Source organism: Streptomyces sp. NBC_01549 (genome assembly GCF_026339955.1).
GTDB lineage: Bacteria > Actinomycetota > Actinomycetes > Streptomycetales > Streptomycetaceae > Streptomyces.
The window spans coordinates 6,710,888-6,727,286 of the sequence record NZ_JAPEPW010000001.1; the positions used below are offsets into that span (position 1 = coordinate 6,710,888).

Consider the following 16,399-nt stretch of genomic DNA (forward strand, 5'->3'; position numbering starts at 1 on the left):
TCTCGGAGAATTGAAGAAAACAATATGTTTCCCCTTGATTCAAGGGTGCCAAACCCTCGGTCTTTGTGCGGTGTCGGCCGCCCGTATCCGCCGATCCGGTCCGAGGTGTGGCGATCTCCGCTGAATTTCGCGTCGCGTTCGCAACCCGGTCATTCTTATTTGGTGCAGGCCCGGCCAATCCGCAACTCGGTTGCATACGCGGCCGTTTGGGGAATTTGCTGGCCCCTGAATGGAAACCATTGGCAGGCTGCTGTTCGTCAACGCCCCACACCTCGCACATCCCCCAGCTGTCGAGCTCCGAGAGCGCCGCCGTCCTCGGCATGCTGTACGAGCACACCGCCCGTACGCCGCTGCTGCACTGTCGGGTCCGCTGGCAGCCGAACACGATGACGTTCTGGGACAACCGCTGCGTCCAGCACCACGCCGTCTGGGACTACTATCCGCACACCCGCCGCGGCCGACGCGTGGCCATCGACGGCACCAGGCCCCGGGCATGACATCAGATCACCTTGAGACGGACCAGCGCCCCCAGCGTCAGCGCCCCGGGCAGCAGGGGCACCCAGACCGTGATGATCCGGTACGCCAGCACGACCGCCGTCGCCACGGCCACCGGGCCGCCCGCCGCCACCAGCGCGACGATCAGCGCCGCCTCCACCGAACCGATGCCGCCCGGCGTGGGCACCATCGCGACGGCCGCCGTCGCCGCCAGATACGCGAGAGCCATGTGCAGGGGCGGCACCGCCAGGTCCATCGCCTGACCGACCGCGGTCAGCCCGGCGGCCTGCAGCAGTGGGAAGGCGAGCGAGCCGCCCCACAGGGCGAGCGCGCGTGCCGGACGGCAGTGCACGGAGCGGGCCTCGCCGAGCGCGGTGCGCAGGAACGAGAACACGGCCCCGCGCAGCCGTCGTACGAGAAGAAGCGTGGCCACCACGGCGAGGAGGACCACGCCCACGGCGAGCAGCAAGGGGCCGATCGCACCGGAGGGCAGCAGGGATCCGAGGTGGAGGGCCCCCGGAAAGGCGATGAGCAGGCCCACCAGCAGGCTCAGCCGGGCGATCGACTCCGCGAGCATGTAGAGGGCGAGCGCGGCGGAGGAGCGGGCGAGCGGGACGCCGCACACCGTCATGAAACGCAGATTGACCGCGCTGGCGCCGAGACCCGTCGGCAGCAGATGGTTGGCCGCGCCCGCCGCGAACTGGGTGGCGAGCAGCCGGCGCGCGGGCAGCCGCTGCACGACCGCTCCCTGCCGGGCGGAGGCCGCGGCGACCCAGGTCAGGCAGGTCGCGACGGCCGCCGCCAGCAGCCACGGCCATTCGGCCGAGCGCAGATGGCCGAAGCCCTCGACGAGGACCGACCGATGCCGCACCGCGACCACCAGGACGAGGGCGAGCGGGATCAGGCACAGGACCGACCTGAGCGGGAAGCGTCGGGATCCTTGAGGGAACCCCTGGGGAGGCTTCTGGGGAAGTCGAACCGCTGTCACATCGGGAGAGGTTCTCCACGCCGCGCCAACAGGGGGTTGCGGGCGCGCGTCCGGCGGCTGACGTGCCGGGCAAGGTGCGGGAGGGGGCGTCGCCGTCATGGGTGCCGTCATAGGTTCCTTACTGTGTACTTCGCCGCGTTCCCCGGCGTGTTCCCGGGCGTTTTGCTCCGTGCGCGGGAATTTCGTCCGGGAGCCGTTGACCTCAACGATGCTTGAGGTCCTACGGTCACTTCCATGAGCATGGAGAGCACAGCCTGGACCCAGCTGTACAGCGTCATGAACGCGCAGCAGGAACGCCGCCCCTTCGCCCGCGCGACCCTGCGCCGCATCGCCGCCTTCGCCCGTCCGCACCGCCGCCGTATCGGCCGGTTCGTGGTCCTCAGCGTGCTGACCGCGCTGCTGGCCGTCGCGACGCCGGTGCTCGCGGGGCGCGTCGTGGACGCCATCGTGTCCGGCGGCGACGAAAGCACCGTCGTCCGCCTTGCCGTGCTCATCGCACTCATCGCGCTCGCCGAGGCGGCGCTCGGGCTCCTCGGCCGCTGGCTGTCGGCGACGCTCGGCGAGGGGCTCATCCTCGATCTGCGGACCGCTGTGTTCGATCATGTGCAGCGCATGCCGGTCGCGTTCTTCACACGTACCCGTACGGGCGCGCTCGTCAGTCGACTCAACAACGACGTGATCGGCGCCCAACGCGCCTTCAGCAACACACTGTCGGGAGTCGTCAGCAATCTCGTCACCCTGCTGCTCACCCTCGCCGTCATGCTGACCCTGTCCTGGCAGATCACGCTGCTCGCGCTGGTGCTGCTGCCGGTGTTCGTGGTGCCAGCGCGGCGGACGGGCAGCCGGATGGCACGCCTGCAGCGGGAGGCGGCGAACCTGAACGCGTCGATGGGTACCCGGATGACCGAGCGGTTCTCCGCGCCCGGCGCCACGCTCATCAAGCTCTTCGGGCGGCCCGAGGACGAGTCCGCGGAGTTCGCGGCGCGGGCCCGGCGGGTGCGGGACATCGGGGTGCGTACGGCGATGGCGCAGTCGGCGTTCATCACGGCCCTCACGCTGGTCTCCGCCCTGGCCCTCGCGCTCGTGTACGGGCTCGGCGGCTGGTTCGCGCTGCGCGGCACCCTGGAACCGGGCGCCGTCGTCTCACTGGCGCTGCTGCTGACCCGCCTGTACGCGCCGCTCACGTCGCTCGCCGGGGCGCGCGTCGAGGTCATGAGCGCGCTGGTGAGCTTCGAGCGCGTCTTCGAGGTGCTCGACCTCAAGCCGCTCATCGAGGAGAAACCGGACGCCCGTACGCTCCCGGAGGGCCCGGCGGCCGTGGAGTTCGAGGACGTCCGCTTCGCCTACCCCTCCGCCGACAAGGTCTCCCTCGCCTCCCTGGAGGAGGTGGCCGCCCTCGACACCCGGGGCGGAGCCGAGGTCCTGCACGGCGTCTCCTTCCGCGCCGAACCCGGCCAGACCGTCGCCCTCGTCGGCTCCTCCGGAGCGGGCAAGTCGACCATCGCCCAACTGCTGCCGCGCCTGTACGACACCGACGAGGGCACGGTCCGCATCGGCGGTGTCGACGTCCGCGACCTGAGCGCCGAGTCGATGCGCGAGACCCTCGGCATGGTCACCCAGGACGGACACCTCTTCCACGACTCGGTACGCGCCAACCTGCTCCTGGCCCGCCCCTCCGCGACCGAGGACGACCTGTGGGACGTACTGCGCAGGTCCCGACTCGAAGACCTCGTACGCTCCCTGCCGGACGGCCTCGACACCGTGGTCGGTGAGCGCGGCTACCGCCTCTCCGGCGGCGAGCGCCAGCGCATGACCATCGCCCGGCTGCTGCTCGCCCGCCAGCGCGTCGTCATCCTCGACGAGGCCACCGCCCATCTGGACAACACCTCGGAGGCGGCCGTGCAGGAGGCGCTCACCGAGGCGCTGGAAGGGCGGACGGCCGTGGTGATCGCCCACCGGCTGTCGACCGTGCGGTCCGCCGACGCGATCCTCGTCGTGGAGGCGGGGCGGATCGTGGAGCGGGGCACGCACGAGGAGTTGCTCACGGCGGAGGGACGGTACGCGGAGCTGTACCGGACCCAGTTCAAGAAGGACCGGGAAGTCGGCAAGGGTCGGGAAGTCGGCCAGGACCGGGAAGTCAGTAAGGACCACGAAGTCGGTGAGGACCGGGACGGCGTGGCGGAGATCGCCGTCGCGGGTGAGGCGATCGCATAGGACCGTCGGCCGACGCTCCGTCCCGCCGGATCATCGGACCCGGCGGGGCGGCAGCGAGGTGCTGTCAGTCGGCCGTCGATGAGGTGGCCAAAGCCCTCGCACTTTTGGCGTCGTCCGGCCCGGTAGGGGGTGCGGGTGCGGATTCCGGTACGGCCGCCGTGCCGATGCCCCAGTCGTCGTCGGGACCGCGGTAGTCCATCGTCACGCAGGAGCAGTACGACGACGCTCGCCACGCTCTTTTGAGGCGTGCTCACGCGGCATCCCGCTCCCTCACCCGGCCCGGCGTCGCCCGGCCCCGTTCGACGATGTGAGGGTCACGGCCGGGAACGCCGCCGCGGATGGCGCTCGTGCCACCGAGGGCGGACACACAGCGCAGGGCGCGGCAATGGTCCTCGAAGACCGCGGCGTGCGGCCGCGCCTGCTAGATCAACCAGTGCCAGTCCGCCGGGCCCGGTGCCGGACACCGGTTGCGGTCCTGCAGATCGCCGTACGCGTAGCCGAAAGACAGGGGGCCCGGCCGCGTCAGCTCGGCGGGGTGACGCCGTACGGTCTGCCGCTCTTGCGCGCCTACGACGGCGAGGGGCCGAGGACGGTCTCGGCATTGTTGTGCACGGAGTGGGGCGGAGTTGTCGAGTTCTCGACATCCGCGGTGGCTGCCTGGGCGGAACCGGGCGCGAGCGGACCAGATGGCCGCATTGGTCGCAGAGGCGTGAGCACGCGACGCACTGGCCGGTGTCCTGGAGGACACCGGCCAGTGAGCAGGGACGCCTCGGGCACCCTAGAAAATAGCCATAACATTCGGTACACGGGGTAGGTAATCGCATCCATTGTTAACGCCGTCAACGAATGCATGGATTGAAAGCGGGATGGGCCCTGTGTACGGTTGCCCGTATGACGGACACTCCCGCCCCAGAGGCCAGCCCGCTGGTCACCGGCTCCGAGATCGCCAGGCTGGCGGGCGTCACCCGCGCCGCCGTCTCGAACTGGCGGCGACGTTACGACGACTTCCCCAAGCCGACCGGCGGGGGTGCCAACAGTCCGCTGTTCGACCTGGCTGAGGTGCAGGCCTGGCTGGACAGGCAGCGCAAGGGGCAGGAAGTCTCCGTGGAGGTGCAGCTGTGGCAGGCGCTGCGCGGAGTGTACGGCGACGACATGCTCGGCGGGCTCGTGGATGTCGCCCGTCTCCTCACCGAGGGAGAGGCAGGTGAGGAGCTTCCGGCGGACGTCGTCCGGCTCGCGCGGGATCTGGCCGAGAGCGGTGGCGTGGCAGAGGCGGTGAGCGCTCTCGCGGAGCGCTTCACTGATTCCGTACGCCGGGCCGGATCGGACCAGGTCACCTCATCGCGGGTCGTCCGTGCCGTACGCCACTTCGCCGGTGAGGTGGCACCTGACGCGACCCTCTTCGACCCGGCCTGCGGTATCGGCTCCCTCCTGCTCGCCGTCGGTCCCGAGCAGGGCCCCAGGCGCTGCGGGCAGGAGTCCGACGCCCACAGGGCCACGTTCGCGCAACTGAGGGCCGACCTCACCGGGCGTATCGGTGTCGGCATCGTCACGGGGGACTCCCTGCGTGGCGACCAGTGGACGGACCTCAAGGCCGACCTGGTTGTCTGCGATCCCCCAGTCGGTGAACCCGACTGGGGGCGTGAGGATCTGTTGCTCGACTCGCGCTGGGAGTTCGGCACCCCGTCTCGTGCCGAAGGCGAACTCGCCTGGCTGCAGCACGCCTATGCGCACACCGCGCCCGGCGGTCGTGTCCTCATGGTCCTGCCCGCCTCGGTCGCGTACCGCAAGGCGGGCCGCCGTATCCGCGCCGAGCTCGTACGACGGGGCGTGCTCACCCAGGTCACCGCCCTTCCGTCCGGCACGGCGGCCTCACATGCCCTTCCGGTCCACCTCTGGCAGCTGCGTCGCCCGCGGACCCTAGGGGATGCCGTCACCAGTGTCCGCATGGTCGATCTGACGGCGGGCGATCCGGACGGTTCACTGGAACCGGACCCCGAGCAGATGGCGGAAGTTCCCCTGATCGATCTGCTCGACGATGCCGTGGACCTCACGCCCGCCCGTCATGTCGAGGATTCCCATCGCGACTACGCGGTTGAATATCAGACCTTGCGACGGGAGCTGACCGAGCAGGTGAGGCTGTTGGCGGAGTTGCTGCCGGCGTTGGTCGCGGGCGATGGCCTCAGCTCTCTGGATGGACCTACCGTCAGCGTCGCTGACCTTGCGCGCGCAGGGCTCGTCGAGTATGGCGATCCGGAACCGGTCTCGACCAGCGACCAGCTCGACACCGACTACCTTCAGGGCTTCCTGCGCAGCGCGGCCAACACACGGCGCTCGACGAGCACCAGCGGCACCTTCCGCCTCGACGGCAAGGGTGCCCGCATCCCGCAGATGGACATCACCGAGCAACGGCGGTACGGGGCAGCCTTCCGCGCGCTTCAGGAGTTCGAGGAGCGAGCGCGGAGAGTGGTCGAGCTGAGCCGGGACGCGGCGACACTGGCAAGGGACGGGCTCGGCAACGGCGCGCTCGCCCCGGAAAGCTGACGGGAAGCGTCACGTCGCTGCCTGTACGCCGATTCGGCTACGGCACGAACGAACTGGGCGACCCGCTCCACGTAACCGCCAACGCCTCCCGCGCACGTGTGCACGCCACGAACAGCAGGCACCGCTCCCGCAGCAGATCCGAGTCGCGCTGCAGCGCGTCCACGGAGGCCGGTGTCACCTCGCGGGCGAACGGCAGCGCGCTTGCCGTCACTCCCAGGACGGTGACGCAGCGGAACTCCAGCCCCTTCATGGCATGCATGGTGGCAAGCCGCACCCGGTCCGCGCCGGGCTCCGGGTTGTCCCTGACCCGGACCACCGGGATCTTGGCGGCTGTCAGCTTGTCGTACGCCTTGTCGAGCAGCACGTTGAAGCGGGCGCATACCCCTATCTCCGACGGTCGGATGCCTTGGTCGATCCAGCCTTCGACGCGCTCGACGAGCGCCGCGACCTCCGCCTGCTCGGAGCCGTACCCGTCCACGTGGGGCCTCCGGCCGTGCAGCAGGGAGCGGTAACCGGCCAGGCTGTCGCTTCCCTCGCCGCCCAGATCGTCGACCGACACCGGGCTGAGGATGCCGGTCGACCAACCGAGGATCTCCTCCGTGGAGCGGTAGTTGATGCGCAGACGGTGGGTGCGGCCGGCCACCGATATGCCCAGGGAGCCGAGCGACACCTTCGAGTCGTATATGCGCTGGTGCGGGTCGCCTGTGATGAACAGGTCGTCGTTGCCGGGTGCCACCGCGCCGCGCAGGACACGCCACTGCGCGGGGTGCAGATCCTGCGCCTCGTCGACCACGACGTGGTCGTGCGTGGGCGCCGACCCGGCCAGGAGGTCGGCCGCACGCGCACAGACCTTCAGATGCGTGGTGGCCTTCTGAGCGCGCAGCATCGACTCGAACAGCTCGACGGCCGACCACAGTTGGTCGCGTCGCGCCGACGGCAGCGCGCTGCCGCGCCCGCGCCGCAGGGCGACGCGGTAGGCGTCGAGTGCGCGCAGGTCCTGGGCGAGTATGACGTGTCGGTACTCCTGAGCCAGGAACTGCTCCGTCCACGGCAGCCCCAGTTGCTTGACGACGCGCTGCCACAGCTGCCGTTCCTCCCGATCGTTGATGGGGGAGGGGGCCTTGCCGTCGAGGCGGCTCACGACGCCGTGCGCGTAGGCGTTGACCGTCGTCACATCGACGCGGCCGAGCAGCGCGTCGTCACCGTCCAGGAGCAGGGACAGGTTCTCGCGCAGTGAGCCGGCCAGGGCGTTCGTGTACGTGGTCAGCAGGACGCGGGTGTCGGGCGAGCGCGTGAGGAGATGCTTGACGCGGTGCAGGGCCGCGACCGTCTTGCCCGTGCCGGGACCGCCGGTGATCTGGACCGGGCCGCCGTACGACACCCGGTAGGCGACCCGGCGCTGCGAAGGGTGCAGGAACACGCGCCAGGCCGAGAACGGCTTCTCCAGGATGTCAGCCAGCTCTTCGGGGCCGGTGACCAGGGTGATGCGGCTCGTGGTGTTGGCGATGGCGACGGCGAGGCTCTCGTCGGGGTCCGGGCCCGCGTCGACCGGACGGCGGACGGCGACCACGTCCCGGTACACCTCGGCGGGGCTGAACTCTTCGGCGAGGTACTGGAGCACCTCGCACTGATCCTCCGGCAACAGTGTCTCGAATGCCTTGAGCTGCGCCTTGTCGACGATCGTCCGCACTGCACGCAACACCTGGTCGTCGATGCCCAGTTCGCGCAGCACGGAGTCCGAGTACTTCGCGAAGAGCAGGGAGTCGGCGGCGGCAGCCGCCTTTTCCAGGGCCGGGGTCAGCTGCTCGATGGCGACCACGTTACGGACTTCGAGCGCGCGCGTCGCGGAGTTCGTCGTGTACAGCCGCTTGGCGGCCCAGGTGTATGCGTCGTCGTGCCGTACAACGTTGACGAGCAGGAACACATCACTGCCGTCATCCGGGGCGAGGACGACACCGCGCCAGAAGTCGTTGATGCGGATGGTCCGCATGCGTGCGTCCTGCGCGTTCTGCACGGACTCGAGGTGGAGCCCTTTGTCCGCGTGCAGTTCGGGCACGGAGAGCAGCTGGAACTTCTGCATCGCCTTGCGTACGCCTGCCTTGACGGGCTTCTCCAGGACGTCGTAGCTCTCCCAGAAGCTGTTGGCGAACGCGAGCTGCGGCACGAGGTGAACTCCCCACCCTGGACGGACACTCCGCAGTCGATCATACGCGCGGGGTGCTCGCCAGCCGCTGCGCCACCTCCTCGATGTCCGTGAGCAGTCCGGGGGGTTCCTGGTCCAGGTCGAGGGCGTGCTGATGGATGACGATGCCCGCGTGGCGCACCTGGTGGGCGGCGTGCGGAGCGTTGCCCTTCGCGTACACCAGGTGACCTTCGCGCAGGCCGAGGGCCGTGCAGTACGCCAGCATCTGGTACAGGTCGGCGTCGGGATAACCGCCCGGTCGCTCGGCCTTGTACTTGGCGTCCGCCACCGCGCACGGGGTGCCGTCCGGCCCGTACAGCACGAAGTCCGGCTTCATACGGATCGCGGCGGCCTCGTCGAGGTAGTGGGAGTCCTGGAGGCGGGCGGTGTGGCCGCCTGAACCCCGGCCCCGGCCCTGGAAGGTCTCCCGTAGGGCGGTTGTCACGAAGTCCTCGAAGAGCTTGTTCATGTCGAAGAGGAAGCCGTCGATGCGCAGATCGCCGGGGCCGTGCTCGGCGGAGGCACCGTCCAGAACGACGCGCGAGAGACGCAGGGCCTGGTGGTAGCGGGAGTTGAGGCGTGTGGGACGCCAGTCGGGGATCGGCTGTCCGCGCACGATCGCCGTGACGTCGGTCAGGCGGGCGTGCTGGTGCAGCAGCCTTCGGCGTACGTCGCGCGGTATGCCGGGCAGGCGTAGGAGACGTTCGACGGCCGCACGGAGGATGCGGTTCTCCGCAATGTCGGTGGTGAACTCGTCGTACGCGACTTCGACCGGCAGTATCGCCCCGAAGCGCCGCCGGATCTGTTCGGCCTCCCGGATGCGGCCGCGGACGACGAGCGCGGATTCCTCGGTCGCCCGGTAGCCCTGCAACAGGCCCTGTCGCAGGGCCCGGTCCACCTGCCGTTCCACGGCGTGGGCGAGCGCGGGCAGCAGATCGCGGTGCTCGGCGACCTCGACCTCGCCGTCTAGCCAACCCCTTCTCGGGTCAAGGCTGTAGCCGAGCAGGAAGAAGAGCCGGACGATGGGCACCTTGGGTGTGATGCGTACGGTGACCGTTTCACCGCCACCCGGTGCTGTGACGGCCACGGCCCCAACCTTGCTGCCGGCCCTCAGCAACCAGTGTCCGGGCGTGTACGGGTCGGGGGTCGCGTCCACGATGTCGGAAGCGGCGAGGGCACGGCCGACGGCATCCGGCAGGGCAAGACGGGTCGCCGGCGCGTGCTCGACCAGCTCGACGGAGCGCGGGGCGTCTACCGCGGACGCGTCTGCTGCGGACGTCACCCCAGCGACTCCCGCAGTGCGGCCAGCCCGTACCGCTTCTCGATGTCCACGCCTTCCCCGTAGTGATGCTCCTCCATCAGGGGCAGGATCTTCGTCCGCCAGGTCCGCTCCAGGCCGCCCTCCCGGTACACGCCCTTCTTCATCAGGTACGAGGGCCCGATACGGAAGTCGGCCTCGTCGATACGGGAGTTGAGCGCGTCGAGCAGGTCGGCGGGCTCCGCGCCCTTGCCCTCCTTGGCCAGCCAGCGGCGCAGCAGACCGCGTGTCGGCTCGGTACGCGGCGACAGTTCGACGAAGGCGAAGCGGCGGCGCATCGCCGCGTCCACGAGGGCGATGGACCGGTCGGCGGTGTTCATCGTGCCGATGACGAACAGATTCGGCGGCAGCGCGAAGTCGTCGCCGGAGTAGGTCAGCCGAACCGACTTGTTGCGGTACTCCAGCAGGAAGTACAGCTCGCCGAAGACCTTCGCCAGATTGGCCCGGTTGATCTCGTCGATGATCAGGAAGTGCGGGATGTGCCGGTTGCCCTCACGGGAGGCCAGGTCGGCGAGTTCGCGCAGCGGGCCAGCGGTGAGCCGGAAGGCGACCTCTCTGGTCTGCGGGTCCTCCTGAGGCCGGAAGCCCTCGAAGAAGTCCTCGTAGGCGTACGACGGGTGGAACTGCACGAGCTTCACCTGCTCGGGCCCGCCGCCGAGGAACTCGGCGAGCTTCAGCGCCAGATACGTCTTGCCGGTGCCTGGCGGCCCGTAAAGCACCAGCTGGCGGTCGTCGGCCAGCAGATCGCGTACTTCGCGCAGCCACGCCGTGTCGTGCACGAGGAGTTCGGCCGCCAGTTCATCCGTGGGGCCGGGCAGCTCGGGCTCACGGCGGGCGATGATCGCCGGGATCTCCACGCTCGGGTCCCGTTCTATGGCATGGGCCTCCTGCGCGAGTTCCTCGTCGCTCCGTCCGAGCCCCTCGACGAGTGCCAGCACGGAGGTCAGGTCGACGACGTCGTGTTGCACGGACAGCTTCTGCTGGAGCGCCTCCGGCAACTCGTCGTAGGGGATGCCGGCGGACCGCCACTCGGCCTTGCGCCGCAGGTTCGACAGCCCGCCCTCGGACTCGACCTGCTCCGCGTCTCCCGTGAGCGTTCCGATGTACAGCTGCCCGTCCGAGATGGCGCAGACGGTGTCGCCCTGCCGCATCTGGGTCAGGAAGTAGTGCAGTTCGTCGGCCATCACCTGCTTCTGGCTGTACGAGGTGGTGGCGTCGTATCCCTCCTGCACGTACCGCCGCAGGACGCTCTTGGTCGGCGCGTCCTCGTCCACCTGAGGCAGGTGCGTGGCCGCGAGAGTCACCCAGCCCTCGGTCACCCACAGTCGCTTCACCAAATCACGCCCGGAGACGTTCGAGCCCCGCACCAGCCAGGCCTTGTGCGGGGTGCGCCACGAGGCGCCGAGGTAGTCGACGAGGGGGAAGCCCTCTTCCGTGCGCCATTCCGAGAGACCGTCGGAGCTACGCCCGGTCACCACCGAGGCGGCTGCGGACGGGGAGTTGCATTCGATGTCCCGGGTCGTCTCCCAATAGCCAGGCCATCGGTCCGACGCCGTCCCGATACTGCCGTCCGCCAGCAGCCGTTCCCGCTGTGCCGACGGATGAGGCCCGATGCCGGGCGTTGTCTCCGTACGCACGGGTGAGCCGGCGAGGACGAGGAACTTCAGGCTTCCGTTCATCCCTTTCTCGGGCAGGACTCGGCCCCGGGCCTGCGGTCCTCCGTTGGGCAGGCGCAGCAGGAACTCCGGGTACACCGTGGCGGCCCCGGCCTGCACCGCCTTGGGGCGGGCCTCGTCTCGCTCGGTCACTTCCACTCCTCGCCCCGGCGCCCGGCGGCGCACGGCCCTCCCGATCCACTCCGCGCGACCCTACCCGCGGCGTACCACGACCGGCGATCGCCGCGGGTCGATGCCTCAGGTCATGGTGTTGGTCAGATGCGGGCCCATATAGCCGACGTAGATTCCGTGATCGGTACAAGCTCCGTCGTAATAGTGCAGGCGCGGCGCGATGGTGTTGCCTCCGCCGATCCGCAGGTGGGCACCCATGAACAGCTTGCCGTCGGGATGCACGTGGCGGGGGACGGGGAACGTGCGTGCCCGGCTCCAGTCGCCATTCGCCTTCACGGACTTCGATTCGTCCCTGACTACCTTGCGGGGCGATATGACGTGCGCTCCCTCGGGCGAGTCCGCACACCACTGCTTGAAATCGCTGTTCGCCCTGCCGCTCGCGACGGCCTCCGCGAAGTCCTGGAGGGCCAACAGGGCGTCCCACGCCATCCGGACCCAGGACGAGCCGTAGGCCTGGTCGTCGAGTTCCAGGGTGTACTTGCGCCGGCCACTGAACTGGACGCGTCGCATATCGCCGATCCGGTCCAGAATCTCGGCGAAGGACGTGGGCGCGTTCAACGAGGGGTCCACCGTCGCGTAGGCCTGCTCGGCGGCACCAAGCCTCAGGAGCTCTCTCTGCAGTTCCCGTATCTGCGCCTTGGCCCGGTGGAGTTCCTTGTACTGCTCGTCGTAGTCGACGACGACCTGCGCCTCGTTGCCCTCCGCCTGACGCAGCTCCCGCTTGAGGTCCCGGATCTCGTCGGCTCTGACGCGTTGTTCGCGTGCCGCCTCTTCGAGGATCTCGTGCAGGGCGTCGTTCTCGTCGCGCAGCCGTTCCTGTTCGGAGCCGCCGACCCCGTCCCTGGCCCGTGTGCGCATGAGCGGCACGGAATCCAGGGCGTCGGGCAGTGGGAGCCGGGTGGCGATTCCCTGCGGGAGCTGGTTCAGGATGCGGGCGGCCAGTCGAGGGTTCTCGGCGATCAGCCGTTTCGACATCACACGGTGCCGCTGGCCGTCGGCGGGCCAGGCCGGGTCGACGCCGGGCAGGTAGGTGCGGATCCCGCCGTTGTACACGCGGTGGTGTTCCAACGCCCGGTTGAAGACCGACTCGGCTTCCGGGGTGAGCACGTAGAGGATCGCCAACCCGACCAGGGGACGGACGAGAGGATCGACCGTCCCCTCCAGCCAGGCGTCGAAGTCGACGTCGGACGGTGTGCTCGCCATGACGACGGGAAGGCGTCGGTGGGCGTCGCACAGTTCGTCGATGACCGCTTCGACATCCTCCGCCTCGACGACTTGGGGCATGGCCGTCACGTCCGCCAGGCCGTCGTGTGCGTCCAGTGCCTCCAGCAGGTGTTTCGCGAGACGGGGTGTCTTGGCGGGAACGGGGGCCGCCTCGGCGTCGTCGGGGAGGTGCTCGACGTCGAGCTGCACCCAGGTCGGCCCGTCGGCGATCTGCCGCGTCACGACGGTGGTCTGCCAGGTGCCGCCGGGCGCGGTCTCCCGGAGCCGCCATCGTCCGTAGGTGCCGGTGGCACCCGTGACGGAGTCGTGGTCGAGTGTGACACCGCGAGCTATCTCGTTGCGCCCCTCGGCGAAGGCGTCGACGTTGTAGCGCTTGGGTGGTTGAGCGAGCCAGTGGCGCAGTTGCTCGTCGACGAGTGCACCGGTCCGCACGTAATCGGTCCGGCTGGTGACCACCATGCGGTAGCGGCGGGCGTCCATCGTGCTGCTCCTCACGTGTACGGGAAGGGGCGGCGTGGTTCAGGCGGTGGCGGCGGCCAGGACGCGGAGCAGTTCGCTCACGTCCTGGTGCCAGGCCCGTACCTCGGCGGGGGTAGGAGGCAGGTCGTACGTGTGGTAGTGACACGCGGCGCTGAGGCCGGACCAGACGGTGTACCACTGGCGCGCGACGGAGGGACTGACGTACCACCGCAGGCAGAGCATGCGGGTGCGGCCATTGCGGGTCATGCGAGGGCTGACCGACCGCCAGAAGGCGTCGAGGGTTTCGTCGAGGGCCAGCCGGAGCAGGGTGGCCGCGGCACGCGCCCGGACACCGGGGGAGAGCGCGGTCTCGTCCGAGGGATTGAACAACTGGTCTGCGGCCGCCAAGAGACCGTTCGTGGGGAGAACGCGGGTGGAGCGCGCGAGAGTCGTCACCGGGCCAGCACCTCCTTGGCGAGCTGCTTCGTACGGTCGACCAGGGCCAGGCGGTCACCGACGGGCGTGGCCGGCGCCTGGTGCGATGCCTGGTTCAGCTCCTGGATCAAATCCCTGGCCCACGGGCCGTGGCCGCGGGCGACGGCGTCCAGCACCTCGCCCCGCTCCTTGCCCTGCATGCCCATCGCGAGGGCCGCGAGGCCGGTGAGGGGCCCCGGCCGGGTGACCCGCTCCTGGATGGCGCGCTGCCCGATGCCGGCCTCGCGCAGGGCACGCCGCGCGGTGTCCTGGTAGGCGGCCTCCAGCGCCAGACGGCACATCGAGGGGAGGACCCGGTCGGCGACTTCCGGCGGCAGGTGCGGATCGAGCGCGATGGCCCGTGCCTCCGCCAGGGCCTGGCTCACCGGGTCGCTGACGGAGGAGACGTGAACGACCGAGTCGGTCTGCCGGGACACCCGCATGACCGTCGCCCTCAGACCGAGGCGCTGGATGGCCTCTTCGAGCCGGGTGTCGTGGGTGAAGACGACGACCTGCCGGTGCTGCGCGTACAGGTCGAGAACCTTGGCGAGGCCGTCGACCTTCTCCGGGTCCATGGACTGCACCGGGTCGTCGATGACCAGGAAACCGAAGGGGCTGTCCTGGTGGGTGGCCCGCGGGATGAACAACGAGAGGGCGAGTGAGTGCAGTTCGCCCTGGCTCATGACGCCGAAGGCGGGCGCGTCGGCATCGTCCACGGAGACGGGAAGACTGACTTGCCGCTGCGGACCGACACCCGTGAGCCCGATCGCACCCAGCGAGACGCTGCTGCGCTCGCACAACAGTCGCCAGATCTGGCCGGACTGGTCGGCGAACGGCTTGAACCGGGCGTCCCGCAACTCGTCGGTGAGCGCCCGCAGCCAGTCGCGTACGGTCTTGACCTGCTTACGGGCGGGGTTCGCCGCCTGCGCGGCCTCCGCCTCTTTCAACCATGCGGACAGGCGTGCGGCCACGGGCTGCCAGCGGCCGTCCTGCGCTGTGATGCGTCGGCGGGCGTCCTCACGGACCTGGTCACAGGCGTCACCGAGGACCGCCTCGGCGCGTTCCGCACGGTCGGCCAGCTCGCGCGGGTCACGAACCGTGCGGCAGGCGACCAGATCCCGCCAGAGCGCGGCGAGGGAGGGCTCGTCGGCATGGAGCCAGGCGGCGGCCGGACGCATCAGATCGTGCACCTCCCGCACCGCGTTCACGAGTTCGCGGTGTGCCGCCTCGGCCTCGGCGGCCTCCGTCTGGAGCCTTTCGACGTGCGCGCGCGTCCGTTCCGCCCAGGAGCGGTCCAAGAGGTCCGTGCTGCCGCATACGGGGCAGTCGGAGACATCGGGACGGCGGCGGCGGTGTTCCAGCGCGGCGTCGAGCAGTTTGATCAACTGCCGGGCATCCTCGGCGGATCCTTGGCGTGCGTCGTCTGCCGCGGCGGCCGCCGAGCGCAGCCGGGTCACGGCCTTCGCGATCAACGGCCGGTCCGGGCGCTCGAGATCGGCCAGCCGACGCAGTCGGGCGAGGTGCGCTTCGTCGGCGGCGCCGTGGCCCTGCAACAGGGCTCGGACGGCGTCCAGGTCGGGGCTCCTGCCGGAGAGAGCCGTGATCGCTTCCTTGGCGCGCGGGTCGTCCACCTCCGCCAGCTCCTGGATCACGGTGGCGGTGAGGGCCTTCGCGGTGTTCTCGGTGTCGGTCAGGGTCTTGGCCCGAGCCCGTGCCGCCGCGTCGGTGTCACTGAGCAGTTCGAGGCCGAGGATCCGGGAGATCTCGTCGTGCAAGGTGGTCAGCGGCCCGTTGATCACCGCACCGAGCTGGGTGTATGGGAGAAACGGCCGGTACAGCGACAGTTGCTCGGAGTCGATCACGTCGTGCACGACTTCGCCGGTGGCCTGTCCGGCTTCCTCCACGACGGTGCGGGACTCCTCGAGCCCTTCGCCGTGCCAGATCCGGCGTACAGTCACGGGCTCCTTGGCGCCCTCACCGTCACTGCCGGCGTCGAAGCCGAGCTCCACCGCGACCTCGGGGGCGGAGTGCTCGTGGAGGTTGCGCCAGCCCTTCTTCCATACCTGAGTGCGGCCCTGCCAGCGGAAGTTGTCGCCCGTCAAGGCCATCTCCGCGGCCTCGGCGAAGCTCGACTTGCCGGACCCGTTGCGGCCCACCACCAGCGTCAGACCGGGTCCGGGATTCAGCCGGACAGTGGCGGCGGGCCCGATACCGCGCCAGCCGGAGGCCGTGATGGACCGCATGTACACGGTCCCGGAACGGCCACCGCTCCGGGGTTGAGCGGCAGGCAGCAGATCGCGCAGCAGAGCCTGTTCCTCGGCGGAGAGCCCTGATTCGGGCAAACGGGCGAGAAGCAGGTCACGGAGGCTGGTGTCGTTCATGGCTCGGATTCCTTGGGTGCTCTGGATGGCTGCGGCGGGCGTGCCCAAGGCGACGCGAGGGGACGGTGAGCCGTTGGCAATCTGAGCATGGCGGAAGCGTGTTAGCGACGTCAACAGACTTCTGTGAATTCGCTACGAACGGTTGTGTGTACATGCGTTCGGTTGTCCAGCTCGGAACGGAGATGCGCTGGGCCGCCCGATTCACCGAGCCGACCGTCCCGCAGGCGCCTCACCGTCCCGGGCAGCTGTCGCCGACCGGGCAGCGTGTGGTGG

General features: G+C 69.7%; 9 protein-coding genes and 1 pseudogene. 3 read left to right on the plus strand and 7 right to left on the minus strand.

The features are described from left to right. Positions 1-232 precede the first annotated feature (232 nt). Positions 233-497: pseudogene (locus OG819_RS30035) on the plus strand (TauD/TfdA dioxygenase family protein); the annotation flags it as partial. Between the two features lie 2 nt (positions 498-499). Here the strand turns inward: OG819_RS30035 and OG819_RS30040 are convergent. Then, positions 500-1,483, minus strand: a complete 984-nt coding sequence (locus OG819_RS30040; RefSeq protein ID WP_266622434.1) for a lysylphosphatidylglycerol synthase transmembrane domain-containing protein — start codon at positions 1,481-1,483, stop codon at positions 500-502. Between the two features lie 240 nt (positions 1,484-1,723). On the opposite strand from OG819_RS30040, the gene OG819_RS30045 reads away from it, so the two are divergent. Both OG819_RS30045 and OG819_RS30050 read left to right on the plus strand, forming a co-directional pair. After that, positions 1,724-3,697, plus strand: a complete 1,974-nt coding sequence (locus tag OG819_RS30045; RefSeq protein ID WP_266634109.1) for an ABC transporter ATP-binding protein — start codon at positions 1,724-1,726, stop codon at positions 3,695-3,697. Between the two features lie 891 nt (positions 3,698-4,588). Next, positions 4,589-6,241 carry an N-6 DNA methylase gene (locus OG819_RS30050; RefSeq protein ID WP_266651677.1) on the plus strand — a complete coding sequence of 551 codons (1,653 nt, stop codon included), beginning with the start codon at positions 4,589-4,591 and terminating at the stop codon, positions 6,239-6,241. Between the two features lie 37 nt (positions 6,242-6,278). Here OG819_RS30050 and OG819_RS30055 read toward each other — a convergent pair whose 3' ends face one another. The 6 genes from OG819_RS30055 to OG819_RS30080 all read right to left on the minus strand — a co-directional run bounded on the left by OG819_RS30055 (position 6,279) and on the right by OG819_RS30080 (position 16,126). Further along, positions 6,279-8,405, minus strand: a complete 2,127-nt coding sequence (locus OG819_RS30055) for a UvrD-helicase domain-containing protein (protein WP_266651683.1) — start codon at positions 8,403-8,405, stop codon at positions 6,279-6,281. A gap of 40 nt (positions 8,406-8,445) precedes the next feature. Next, positions 8,446-9,705 (minus strand): restriction endonuclease, encoded by a 1,260-nt coding sequence (locus OG819_RS30060; RefSeq protein WP_266651685.1) that lies wholly within the window; start codon positions 9,703-9,705, stop codon positions 8,446-8,448. Beyond that, the gene (locus OG819_RS30065) at positions 9,702-11,549 is read right to left on the minus strand and encodes a DUF4357 domain-containing protein (RefSeq protein WP_266651687.1); all 1,848 of its coding nucleotides are present in this window, start codon (positions 11,547-11,549) and stop codon (positions 9,702-9,704) included. Before OG819_RS30065 ends, OG819_RS30060 begins: the two co-directional genes overlap by 4 nt. Before the next feature lie 105 nt (positions 11,550-11,654). Then, positions 11,655-13,292 carry a hypothetical protein gene (locus tag OG819_RS30070; RefSeq protein ID WP_266651689.1) on the minus strand — a complete coding sequence of 546 codons (1,638 nt, stop codon included), beginning with the start codon at positions 13,290-13,292 and terminating at the stop codon, positions 11,655-11,657. A gap of 39 nt (positions 13,293-13,331) precedes the next feature. Then, positions 13,332-13,727, minus strand: coding sequence for a hypothetical protein (locus tag OG819_RS30075; RefSeq protein ID WP_266651691.1), 396 nt, complete (start codon positions 13,725-13,727; stop codon positions 13,332-13,334). Next, on the minus strand, positions 13,724-16,126 hold the full coding sequence (locus tag OG819_RS30080; protein ID WP_266651693.1) for an AAA family ATPase: 2,403 nt from the start codon (positions 16,124-16,126) through the stop codon (positions 13,724-13,726). The genes OG819_RS30075 and OG819_RS30080 overlap by 4 nt, the downstream gene beginning before the upstream one ends. Positions 16,127-16,399 lie beyond the last annotated feature (273 nt).

Excerpts from the sequence above, each read along its gene's own strand:
- OG819_RS30045 (WP_266634109.1), top strand. The coding sequence starts at position 1,724 with ATGGAGAGCACAGCCTGGACCCAGCTGTACAGCGTCATGAACGCGCAG.
- OG819_RS30050 (WP_266651677.1), top strand. The coding sequence starts at position 4,589 with ATGACGGACACTCCCGCCCCAGAGGCCAGCCCGCTGGTCACCGGCTCC.
- OG819_RS30070 (WP_266651689.1), bottom strand. The coding sequence starts at position 13,292 with ATGGACGCCCGCCGCTACCGCATGGTGGTCACCAGCCGGACCGATTAC.
- OG819_RS30080 (WP_266651693.1), bottom strand. The coding sequence starts at position 16,126 with ATGAACGACACCAGCCTCCGTGACCTGCTTCTCGCCCGTTTGCCCGAA.